Below are 11,117 nucleotides of genomic sequence, written 5' to 3'. Positions count from 1 at the left end.
ATTGTGGAGTATATTGATTATTACAACAACAAACGCATTAAGGTAAAACTAAAAGGACTTAGTCCTGTGCAATACAGAACTAAATCCTTCACTTAAATTATTTGTCTAACTTTTTGGGGTCAGTACATTGGGCTCCCTTTTCATTTTGCCGTGAAGATGATATAATCATACGAGTGAAATCAATGAAAGAGAGTCAAGCATGAGTATTTTAGAAGTGAAAAATTTGAGCCACGGTTTTGGGGACCGTGCGATTTTTGAGGATGTGTCCTTCCGTTTGCTAAAGGGAGAGCATATTGGTCTTGTCGGGGCCAATGGTGAGGGGAAATCGACCTTCATGAGCATCGTGACTGGTAAAATGCAACCTGACGAAGGAAAGGTGGAGTGGTCTAAGTATGTGACGGCAGGCTACCTAGATCAGCATTCGGTCTTAGAAGAAGGACAAACGGTTCGCGATGTCTTACGGACAGCTTTTGATGAGTTGTTCACAGCTGAAGCTCGGATCAATGACCTCTATATGGCCATGGCGGAAGAGGGAGCCGATGTCGATGCTCTGATGGAAGAGGTAGGAGAACTCCAAGAGCGTCTAGAAAGTCGTGATTTTTATACCTTGGATGCCAAGATCGATGAAGTGGCGCGTGCTCTTGGGGTCATGGACTTTGGCATGGACACGGATGTGACCTCCTTGTCAGGTGGGCAACGGACCAAGGTCCTCTTGGCCAAACTCTTGCTAGAAAAACCAGATATCTTGCTACTAGACGAGCCAACCAACTACTTGGATGCAGAGCACATCGATTGGCTTAAACGCTATTTGCAGAATTATGAAAATGCCTTTGTCCTCATTTCCCACGATATTCCATTCTTGAACGATGTGATCAATATCGTCTACCATGTGGAAAATCAACAGTTGACCCGCTATTCAGGAGACTACTACCAATTCCTTGAAGTCTATGAAATGAAGAAATCGCAATTGGAAGCGGCTTATGAGCGTCAGCAAAAAGAGATTGCTGATTTGAAAGATTTCGTAGCCCGTAATAAGGCGCGTGTGGCTACACGGAATATGGCCATGTCTCGTCAGAAGAAGTTGGACAAGATGGAACTCATTGAGTTGCAAAGTGAGAAACCAAAGCCATCCTTTGAATTTAAAAATGCCCGAACTCCTGGCCGCTTTATCTTCCAGACCAAGGATCTTCAGATTGGCTATGACCGTCCTTTAACCAAGCCTTTGAACCTAACCTTTGAACGTAATCAAAAGGTGGCTATCATCGGGGCCAACGGGATCGGAAAAACCACTCTCTTGAAGAGCTTGCTGGGAATCATCCCACCGATTGCTGGAGAAGTAGAGCGGGGAGATTACCTAGAGCTTGGCTATTTCGAGCAAGAGGTCGAAGGGGGCAATCGCCAGACACCGCTTGAAGCAGTCTGGAATGCCTTTCCAGCTCTCAACCAAGCAGAAGTCCGTGCAGCTCTTGCCCGCTGTGGCTTGACCACCAAGCATATCGAGAGCCAAATTCAGGTGCTATCTGGTGGAGAGCAAGCCAAGGTACGCTTCTGTCTCTTGATGAATCGTGAAAATAATGTCTTGGTACTAGACGAGCCGACCAACCACTTGGATGTGGATGCCAAAGATGAATTGAAACGGGCCCTGAAAGAATACAAGGGATCGATCCTCATGGTTTGCCACGAGCCAGACTTCTATGAAGGCTGGATGGACCAAATCTGGGACTTTAATGAATTGACTTAAAGACAAAAAGAGAACCGCATGGTTCTCTTTTCAGATTCTTCTTATAAACTTTCTTTAGGTGAGTACGGACGTTAGGTGAAATTATCCAGTGGATGATTTCAGCAATCCAGGAAGTTCCATGACTAATTATTGAGCCTAAGGTCTCAATAATTCCGTGTGCCTGAAACAAATCTGTTTCAGGCACTTTTCTCACGGCGGAAAGTTTCAGTAGATGAATGACTTAAAAAATTAGAATTCATTTTTTTACAATGAATCTATTAGCTAATTTTATGTAAAATGTTTATCAATATCTTAAAAAGAGAACCGCATGGTTCTCTTTTCATTATTTTTTGAAATTATAGTCTTTTAAGATCTCGATTTTTTCAATCTTGATGTCTGTTTTTGGTTTGTCCTTATCATCAGTTTCGGCAGATGCAATTTTATCGACCACATCCATGCCATCGATCACTTGGCCAAAGACAGTGTAGTTGCCACCATCAAGGGTTGGATTTCCACCATTTTTATAAGCATCGATGATCTTAGTTGGGAAACGATCAGTTGGAAGTTTACTTGAAATATCATCCTTATTTTGGTTGATATAGAATTGACTACCATTGGTATTTGGACCAGAATTGGCCATGGCAAGGGCTCCACGAAGGTTGTAAAGGTATGGAGAATACTCATTCTCAAAACCAGTACCTGAATCTTTGGATTTGTCTTTGCCCTTCCAGATAGATTCGCCACCCGTACCGTCTCCTTTAGGATCCCCAGTTTGGATCATAAAGTTGTTAATGACACGGTGGAAAAGTAAGCCATTGTAGTAGCCTTCTTTTGCGTGGGTCAAGAAGTTTTCAACTGCAAGGGGCGCATATTTAGGGAAGAGCTTCACAGTGATATCGCCTTCAGTTGTTGTGATTTTAACCTCTGCTTCGTCTTCAGCCACATCAGTTGAGAGTTGTGGGAAGACGGCATTTTCATTGGTCATGGCATCGTTAAAATCTTTGCGCAGTTGTTCTAATTTCTTTTGTTCTTCTTCAATTTTCTTTTGATCTTTTTCACTAGAGCTGGAAGTTGCTGTCTGCTCTGTCTTTTCTTTGCTTGAGCTTGAAGAGTTAGCGTTTGTTTTATTGGACGAACAAGCTGTTAAAGCCAAGCCGGAAAATAATAGTAGTGCGATTAATTTTTTCATATTCTTCCTTTCCAACATAGTTGTCTTTTTCTATTGTACCTTAATTTTGCGATACTTTCAAATCTGGATAAAATTTAAGGCGAAAACACTATTCTGAAAATTTGCAGAAAATAGATGAAAGTATTTCCGAATTCCTGTATAATAGGATGACTACAGGAGAACGATCATCAAAAAATGAAATCATCACATTTTGCGAGAGCCCTTTGGTTTGGTATCCTAGGTGCTCTCTTTTTTGCATTTACCTTTATTTTTAATCGAAGCATGAACCTGGCAGGTGGTTCCTGGATGTGGAGTGCTAGTTTGCGCTACCTTTTTAGTTTGCCCATGATGGCCGTTTTAGTCTGGCAGAAAGGCGAGTTGAAGGGTGTCTTGTCAGCAATTGCACGATCCCCGTGGACTTGGTTGCTTTGGAGTACGGTCGGCTTTGGTCTCTTTTATGCGCCCTTATCGATGGCTTCTATCTATGGAGAATCATGGTTTGTGGCTGCGACCTGGCAGATTACGATTTTAGCTGGTCTCCTTCTGACCCCACTTTTTGGCCAAAAGATTCTAAGAAAACAGTTAGGAATGACTTTACTGATTTTGTTAGGAATTGTATTGATACAAATTCCATATTTTGGACGAGGTCTCGGAGAAGGTGTGGTGCGAGCTAGTATCTTAATTTTGATCGCTGCTTTTTCCTATCCATTGGGAAATCGCAAGATGCTGGTTCATTGTAAAGAAGAACAATTATCAACGACCCAACGGGTCTTTGGGATGACCTTAATGAGTGTTCCTTTTTGGTTGCTCTTATCCGTCTTTGCAGGAGTAGATGCAGGCTTGCCATCGGGTGGCCAAATGCTCCAATCCTTGATCGTAGCTGTATTTTCAGGAGTTATCGCGACCATGCTCTTCTTTGAAGCAACCAACTTGGTGAAACACAACCATCAGCAGTTAGCAGTTGTTGAAGCTACCCAGGCCGGCGAGGTCCTCTTCACCCTATTTGGAGGCTGTCTTTTTCTAGGAGATCAGATCCCAACCCCACTAGGATTTTTAGGGGTTTTCATTGTGATCATCGGTATAGTGGGAAATAGTCTGATGACTTCTTCAGAATAGATAGTGGTAGAAAAGTAGAACTAAAAAGATGATATTGCGGTTCAGTCTATCAATGCTAACACCCACGAGGGTGTTTTCTTTTTGGTCTAAATCACTAATTAAGAAGGAAGTTGCGTAGAGATGGAAAATTCGGTATGATGGGAGGTAAGTTGATTTGGTGGAAATGAGGTTATTAAAAATTATATGAGTAGTGTCTTTAGAAAAGGAAAACGTTAGTCATTACTTATAAAAAAGGTGGAGCAGGAAATGAAAAAATGGAAAATTGTGGTTTTACTTCTAATATCTATTCTATCTATCTCAATTATTGTCTATCAGAAAAGTATAGACCTTCAAAATAATGAACATAAAATTAAATGGGAAAAGTATGATGCAGGATCGATTAAAGAATTACACTATCTTGATAAAGAGAAACGAGTTATCTCTTTTCGAGCATCAAAAAATTTCATTACCTATAGTGGATGGGCATCAATTGGTGATCGTTATTAGTATTAAAAACACGCTATGCAAGTAACGAAGGAATAGATGAAAACCTCCAAAAAGGGTGGACTTGGTATGCGATTGTTTACGATCTAGATCACCTAGATAAAAAACCTGAGAAGGTTGATCTTTACCAAGTTGTTAAGAATTATGATAAAAACTTTTATTTAAAAAATCAAGGGACCATCATAATCGAAGATGGGAAGGAATATTTATTGTTGGAACTCCAACATTATGAAAAAAAGAACAAAATCACCGTTAAAATGGACTTAGCTTCCAATAAAATAGTGGGTGAAACGACAGAAGAACTCTTCAGAACAAATTATCCTACTAGTAATAATATTTCATCACTTGGAGACGCCATCAATAATAGTAATGTATATAATCGAAGCGATTTCTTTATCTTCTCTTATCCATATTGTAACTGTATAAATTTTGAAAAGGACTACCCTAAGTTTATTCAGTTAGGAAAGGCTAATAAAGAAGATAAAATGGTAGTGGCATTTCGGAAGAAAAAAATATCAGTTGAAGAATCCTACCAAATGCTCAGACATTGGTTTGCGCCACTTGGTCAAGATAAATTAGAAGTGATTGGAACAAATGAAAGTAATGATGGAGAGAAGCAAACCAAGGTATTAGAGACCTATCAAGAGTTTGCGGAATGGACTCATCTTGAAAGAGATTGGTAAGGATACAGTCTAGTTTTTTTAAAAAGAAAGATGAAAAGGATGCCTACTATTTCAGATATACTAGAAAAATTCTACGCTGATCACGAGGTGAAACCCTATATTTCGCCTGAGAGGGATTTTGAAGCTTGGTTGTTGGATCCCAAGCCCGTTTCTAAACGAAATATGGAGCTCCTTCGAGATGGCTTGCTTGCAGGGGATATCATTCTCTTGTGGCGGATCAATTTTGGAACCTTTACGACAGAGACTTGGTTTCCTAAGTACTTCGAATATACTTATGGGATTCATGCTTCGGAACACTTGAAGGTTTTGGTGGATAAGGGCTATGCTTTTATCGAATCCGCTTTTGATTCACTGGACCATATCAATGCGACCATGAAAAAAGCCATTTTCAAAAAGAAGGGAGTCGCGGGTTTGTCCAAGATGAAAGCGGCCGATTTGAACCAAGCTTTGTCTGATCATTTTACGGAGGAAGAACTGGCGGAGCAGTTCACAATTCGGGGTTATCAGTTGACGGACAAAGGAAAGCAAGCGCTGAAAGACTATCAAGCCATCATTGACTGCCACCCCAAGAAAAACATCTAAAGCAGTGCCTACTCGGTGCTGTTTTTTACTTTATGCTGCAAATGTTCGGAAATGATTTTACTAGAGAACTGGCTTGGAAATGTGATATAATAAAGGTTATGGCAAACAATAATCAATCAAAAAAAACACGGTCGACGAGACGACTGTCCAAAGCAGAATTAGAAAGAAAAAAAGCAATTCACCGCATGATTGTGACCATTCTGATTAGTCTGGTTTTAGTCTTTGCGGCCTTGAAATTGGGAGCAGTAGGGGTCTTGGCCTACAACTTAATCCGACTCTTTGTTGGGAGTTTGGCTTACTTGGCTATTTTAGCGACCTTTTTCTACCTCTATGCCTTTAAATGGCTGGACAAACACGAAGGGGTGATTTCAGGATTCCTAAGCTTCTTTGCTGGACTTCTCTTGATGTTTCAGGCCTTCTTTGTATCCTCCCTTCATTTAGACAATAATGGGATCAAGGTCACCTTTTCAAGAATCATGGCAGACTTGATTCATCTGCGGGTGGAGAGTTTTGCTGGTGGTGGTATGATCGGTGCCCTTCTTTATGCTCCGATTTCCTTCCTCTTTTCAAATATTGGCTCTTATTTTATTGGCCTTCTCTTTATTGGATTGGGGATTCTCTTGATGAGTCCTTACTCCATCTATGATTTGTTTGAAAAGGGGTCGGAAGCCTTCCATGCTTCTATGGAAAAACGCAAAGAACGTCGCGAACAGAAATTCCTTGAAAAGGAAGCGAGAGCTGCTGAGGAAGCTGCGGCAGCTGAAAGAGAGCAAGAAGAAGCAAGTGCAGTTCTTCCAACTCCCCTTTCAATGGAAGGGCATCCTGTAGATCCTGAAACGGGAGAGGTGCTGGCGGAGCAGCCGTTCACAGAGTCTTTCCCAGAAGCAGAAATTGTTGCACCGGCAACACCAGAAATCTACCTGCCAGATGAAGAATGGCCTGAAGAGCCTGAAGCGTACGAAGAGCTTCCAGTAGCCGAAGAATTCGAGGACGATGGGGAAGAAGTTCAAGTGGATTTCACACCTAAGGAATTGCTTCAATACAAGCTTCCAACCATTGATCTCTTCGCACCTGACAAGCCGAAAAATCAATCCAAAGAGAAAAACATCGTTCGCCAGAACATCCGCATTTTGGAAGAGACCTTTGCAAGCTTCAATATCAAGGCGACAGTGGAGCGGGCAGAAATCGGTCCTTCTGTTACCAAATATGAAGTCAAGCCAGCTGTCGGTGTGCGGGTCAATCGCATTTCGAACCTAGCAGATGATTTGGCCTTGGCTCTAGCAGCCAAGGATGTGCGGATTGAAGCACCGATTCCAGGGAAGTCTCTGGTCGGGATTGAAGTGCCCAACTCAGAGATTGCGACCGTTTCCTTCCGTGAATTGTGGGAGCAGTCCAAAACAGACCCGGCTAAACTCCTTGAGATTCCTCTTGGGAAGGCTGTAGATGGTTCAGCTCGGACTTTCGATTTGGCTCGGATGCCCCACCTCTTGGTAGCGGGTTCTACTGGATCTGGTAAGTCAGTAGCGGTCAATGGGATTATTTCGAGTATCTTGATGAAGGCTCGTCCGGACGAAGTCAAGTTTATGATGGTCGATCCAAAGATGGTGGAGCTTTCTGTCTACAATGATATTCCACACCTCTTGATTCCGGTTGTGACCAACCCACGCAAGGCCAGTCGGGCCCTGCAAAAAGTTGTCGATGAGATGGAAAATCGCTATGAGCTCTTTTCGAAAGTGGGTGCTCGTAATATTGCTGGCTTTAATGCCAAGGTTGCTGAGTACAATGCCCAGTCTGAGATGAAGCAAGTGCCCCTTCCATTGATTGTGGTCATTGTCGACGAGTTGGCAGACTTGATGATGGTCGCAAGTAAAGAAGTGGAAGATGCTATTATTCGCCTTGGACAGAAGGCGCGTGCAGCAGGGATCCACATGATCTTGGCGACCCAACGGCCATCGGTTGACGTTATCTCAGGTTTGATCAAGGCCAATGTGCCTTCCCGTGTCGCTTTTGCGGTATCATCCGGGACCGACTCACGGACCATCTTGGATGAAAATGGAGCGGAGAAATTGCTCGGTCGCGGAGACATGCTCTTTAAACCGATCGATGAAAATCATCCGATCCGTCTGCAGGGCTCCTTTATCTCTGATGATGATGTGGAGCGGATTGTCAACTTCGTCAAAGAACAAGCTGAAGCGGATTATGATGATGCCTTCGATCCAGGTGAAGTATCTGAGTCAGACTTTGATGGAGGTATGGGTGGCTCAGACGAAGGCGATCCACTCTTTGAAGAGGCCAAAGCGCTCGTCATCGAGACCCAAAAAGCCAGTGCTTCGATGATCCAGCGCCGCTTATCGGTTGGTTTTAATCGGGCGACTCGCCTCATGGAAGAGTTGGAAGCAGCGGGTGTGATTGGACCAGCTGAAGGGACCAAGCCTCGAAAAGTATTGCAACAATCATAAGGATAGGGAAAAAGGGCATATGCCCCACTCCCTTTTCTTTTTATAGAAAATAGAAAGTAGGACCAGATGAAGTTAGACACGATTCATCATATTGCCATCATTGGACGGGATCGCGACGCCATGTTGCACTTTTATGTGGACCAGTTGGGCTTTGCGATTGTCAGTGAGTATGACCGTCCCGAACGCGGAGATATCTTGATCAATCTCCGCCAGGGGGAGCTGACTTTAGAACTCTTTATCAAACCGACGGCCCCAGTACGGCCTAAGCTCCCCTTGCCCGAGCATGCGGGACTGCGTCATCTGGCCTTTAAAGTGGACGATGTAGAGACCTATCTAGCTAGATTGGATCAGCTAGGTATTGAGAATACAGGCCTTCGCTATGATGACTTTGATGGCAAGAAGATGGCATTTTTCTTCGATCCAGAAGGATTGCCCTTGGAAATACATGAGTGAGGAAAGCAATGGTTAGATTAGAAGGACTCAGTCAGGAAGAAGTAGCGAAAAAGATCCAAGAGGGCAAGCAAAATAAGGTCACGATTAAGACAGAAAAAAGTATTGGGCAGATCATTCGAGATAATGTCTTTACCTACTTTAATCTGATTTTCCTGGTCTTAGCGTTCTTGCTGGTTGCAGTGAAGTCTTGGAACAATCTCTTGTTTGTCCCGATTGTCGTGGTCAACTCCTTGGTTGGAATTGTGCAGGAAGTCCGCTCTCGACGGATCTTGCGTCAGATGCAATTTCTGCATATGAGTGAAGCGATCGTTCTTCGCAAAGGAAAAGAAGTCGCTCTACCTATCGACCAGCTGGTGGAGGGCGATCTAGTTCGCTTTCAAGCTGGAGACCAGATCTATGCGGATGGGATTTTGCTGGAGGGCGAGCTAAAAGTCGATGAATCGCAATTGACAGGTGAAGCTGATGAGGTCAAAAAAGGAGCGCAAGACGCACTCATGTCAGGTAGTTTTGTGATCGCTGGTCAAGGACTGGCGCGATTGGAAAAAGTTGGGAACGAGTCCTACATCAACCAATTGAGCCTGGAAGCCAAGCAGGTCAAGTCTCATGAGGAGTCCGATATGGTCCATGCGGTCAACCGAATCGTGGGGATCATTGGTCTCCTTATCATTCCGCTAGGCTCGCTCCTTTTTCTTCGTAGCTATATCAGCCTAGGCGATAGCCTCAAGCTCAGTGTGACTTCAACAGTCGGGGCCTTGATCGGGATGATTCCAGAAGGCTTGTATCTCTTGATGACCTTGGCACTGGCTCTGGGGGCTGTCAGATTAGCCAAGGAAAAGGTTCTGCTCAATAGCATGAAGGGGATTGAGACCTTATCGCGCGTGGATGTCCTTTGTGTCGATAAGACAGGGACTATTACAGAGCCAGGTATGGAAGTGACAGCGATTCGTCCAGTTAAAGACGCTCAAGACTTGGAAGCTCTAGCTCAGTATGTAGAGGCTAGTATGGATCAAAACGATACCATGGATGCCATCCGAAAATTTCACAAGACACCAGTAAGCCAGCCATGGAAGGCTCTCGACATTCAGCCCTTTACGTCCAAGAAAAAATATGGGGCCATTGCCTTTGAATCTGGGATCTATGTATTAGGGGCACCAGAATTTGTTTTACGAGAGGGCTTTTCTGAGCTTGAACAAGAGATAGCTCCTGCTACTCAGGCAGGCAATCGGGTCTTGGCCTTTGGGAAATATCGGGGAGATCACCTGAGAGAGACTTTAGAGGCTCCTGTAGACTTGGTGGCCTGGATTATTCTCTCCAATCCGTTGAGAAAAAATGCCAAAGAAACCTTCGCCTACTTTAAACAACAAGGAGTGACTATTAAGGTCATTTCAGGAGACAACCCAGCTACGGTCTCAGCTATTGCACAAAAAGCAGGCATTGAAGGAGCAGAGGATCTAATCGATGCCAGAACCTTACTGACGGAAGAAGATTTGCACCAAGCGGCGAGTCAATATACGGTCTTTGGACGAGTGACACCAGAGCAAAAGAAAAGCCTTGTAGAAGGCTTGCAGGCAAAGGGGCATAAAGTCGCCATGACTGGAGATGGCGTCAACGATATTCTGGCTCTCAAAACAGCGGATTGTAGTATTGCGATGGAATCTGGAAATGATGCGACCAAAAAGATGGCGCAAGTGGTTTTACTGGATTCTGACTTTGGGAAGATGCCGTCCATCGTGGCAGAAGGGCGACGGGTGGTCAATAATATTCAACGATCAGCCAGTCTCTTTTTGATCAAGAATATCTTTTCTATTTTGTTGGCTATCTCAGTGACGCTCTTAGCCTTTACCTATCCCATCATGCCGTCGCAGATGTCCTTGATCAGTGGCTTTACGATTGGGATTCCAGGATTCTTCCTAGCGCTTGAGCCCAATAGCGAGCGCATCAAAGGGCGCTTTATCGAAACGGTCTTTAAAAATGCGCTACCTGCTGCCTTGACGGATTTTATACTGATCTTCAGTTTGGTATTGCTCTCTTCAGCATTTGGTATGACATCGGAAGAGCTCTCAAGTGCAGCCATCTGCTTGATGGCCTTCGTCGGCTTTACCATTATCTACCAAGAATCCCAGCCTATCAATCACTACAAGAGACTGGTTCTTCTAGGAAATATCCTAGCCTTCCTGGTTTCAAGTAGTATCCTAGGTAGATTCTTTAACATGAGCCCCTTGAGACTTCAAACGCTGCTTATCTGCGCCATCATGGCCGTTCTTGCTCTCATCTTGATTCAAGTCTTCAAAAAACTAGTGGGCTGGTTCTTTCATCGGAAAAAATAAAAAAAAGAGAGTGGGACAGAAATCGGTAATTCGTTAGAATTCGATTTCGTCGTCCCACCTCCGCACAGTTGAGTAGGGCTGTAAAAGCTGATGAAATCAGCGTAGTAGAGCCCACTCAACCACTGC

General features: G+C 43.8%; 10 protein-coding genes. 9 read left to right on the top strand and 1 reads right to left on the bottom strand.

Features of this window, described 5'->3' with window-relative positions; genetic code table 11:
* The coding region (locus tag PCY07_RS10185) for an IS3 family transposase (RefSeq protein WP_301356651.1) at nt 1-96 on the top strand (96 nt) is incomplete at its 5' end.
* A gap of 103 nt (nt 97-199) precedes the next feature.
* Nucleotides 200-1,741 (top strand): ABC-F family ATP-binding cassette domain-containing protein, encoded by a 1,542-nt coding sequence (locus PCY07_RS10180; RefSeq protein ID WP_301356693.1) that lies wholly within the window; start codon nt 200-202, stop codon nt 1,739-1,741.
* Between the two features lie 322 nt (nt 1,742-2,063).
* Here the strand turns inward: PCY07_RS10180 and PCY07_RS10175 are convergent, their stop codons facing one another.
* Nucleotides 2,064-2,909: a peptidylprolyl isomerase gene (locus PCY07_RS10175; RefSeq protein WP_013903950.1), complete on the bottom strand. Its 846-nt coding sequence runs from the start codon at nt 2,907-2,909 to the stop codon at nt 2,064-2,066.
* A gap of 174 nt (nt 2,910-3,083) precedes the next feature.
* Here PCY07_RS10175 and PCY07_RS10170 point away from each other — a divergent pair, with 174 nt between their 5' ends.
* The 7 genes from PCY07_RS10170 (at nt 3,084) to PCY07_RS10140 (ending at nt 10,991) form a co-directional block, all read left to right on the top strand.
* A complete protein-coding gene (locus PCY07_RS10170; protein ID WP_301356692.1) occupies nt 3,084-4,004 on the top strand; it encodes a multidrug resistance efflux transporter family protein in 921 nt (306 codons plus the stop codon).
* A gap of 246 nt (nt 4,005-4,250) precedes the next feature.
* Nucleotides 4,251-4,490 (top strand): hypothetical protein, encoded by a 240-nt coding sequence (locus tag PCY07_RS10165; RefSeq protein ID WP_301356690.1) that lies wholly within the window; start codon nt 4,251-4,253, stop codon nt 4,488-4,490.
* Between the two features lie 209 nt (nt 4,491-4,699).
* Complete coding sequence (locus PCY07_RS10160) at nt 4,700-5,170, top strand: hypothetical protein (RefSeq protein WP_301356689.1); 471 nt, start codon at nt 4,700-4,702, stop codon at nt 5,168-5,170.
* Between the two features lie 39 nt (nt 5,171-5,209).
* Nucleotides 5,210-5,752: a hypothetical protein gene (locus PCY07_RS10155; RefSeq protein WP_301356688.1), complete on the top strand. Its 543-nt coding sequence runs from the start codon at nt 5,210-5,212 to the stop codon at nt 5,750-5,752.
* Between the two features lie 98 nt (nt 5,753-5,850).
* Nucleotides 5,851-8,211, top strand: a complete 2,361-nt coding sequence (locus tag PCY07_RS10150; protein WP_301356687.1) for a DNA translocase FtsK — start codon at nt 5,851-5,853, stop codon at nt 8,209-8,211.
* Nucleotides 8,212-8,277: 66 nt separating this feature from the next.
* Nucleotides 8,278-8,664 (top strand): VOC family protein, encoded by a 387-nt coding sequence (locus PCY07_RS10145; protein WP_013903945.1) that lies wholly within the window; start codon nt 8,278-8,280, stop codon nt 8,662-8,664.
* An 8-nt stretch (nt 8,665-8,672) separates the two neighbouring features.
* Nucleotides 8,673-10,991 carry an HAD-IC family P-type ATPase gene (locus PCY07_RS10140; RefSeq protein ID WP_041818335.1) on the top strand — a complete coding sequence of 773 codons (2,319 nt, stop codon included), beginning with the start codon at nt 8,673-8,675 and terminating at the stop codon, nt 10,989-10,991.
* Nucleotides 10,992-11,117 lie beyond the last annotated feature (126 nt).

Origin of the sequence: Streptococcus sp. SP1 (assembly GCF_030440005.1) — a bacterium.
GTDB classification, from domain to species: Bacteria; Bacillota; Bacilli; order Lactobacillales; family Streptococcaceae; genus Streptococcus; species Streptococcus parasanguinis.
The sequence above is the reverse complement of the archived record's forward strand: the minus strand, read 5'-3'. Positions and strand labels throughout refer to the sequence as shown.

Excerpts from the sequence above, each read along its gene's own strand:
- PCY07_RS10180 (WP_301356693.1), top strand. The coding sequence starts at position 200 with ATGAGTATTTTAGAAGTGAAAAATTTGAGCCACGGTTTTGGGGACCGT.
- PCY07_RS10175 (WP_013903950.1), bottom strand. The coding sequence starts at position 2,909 with ATGAAAAAATTAATCGCACTACTATTATTTTCCGGCTTGGCTTTAACA.
- PCY07_RS10170 (WP_301356692.1), top strand. The coding sequence starts at position 3,084 with ATGAAATCATCACATTTTGCGAGAGCCCTTTGGTTTGGTATCCTAGGT.
- PCY07_RS10165 (WP_301356690.1), top strand. The coding sequence starts at position 4,251 with ATGAAAAAATGGAAAATTGTGGTTTTACTTCTAATATCTATTCTATCT.
- PCY07_RS10155 (WP_301356688.1), top strand. The coding sequence starts at position 5,210 with ATGCCTACTATTTCAGATATACTAGAAAAATTCTACGCTGATCACGAG.
- PCY07_RS10150 (WP_301356687.1), top strand. The coding sequence starts at position 5,851 with ATGGCAAACAATAATCAATCAAAAAAAACACGGTCGACGAGACGACTG.
- PCY07_RS10145 (WP_013903945.1), top strand. The coding sequence starts at position 8,278 with ATGAAGTTAGACACGATTCATCATATTGCCATCATTGGACGGGATCGC.
- PCY07_RS10140 (WP_041818335.1), top strand. The coding sequence starts at position 8,673 with ATGGTTAGATTAGAAGGACTCAGTCAGGAAGAAGTAGCGAAAAAGATC.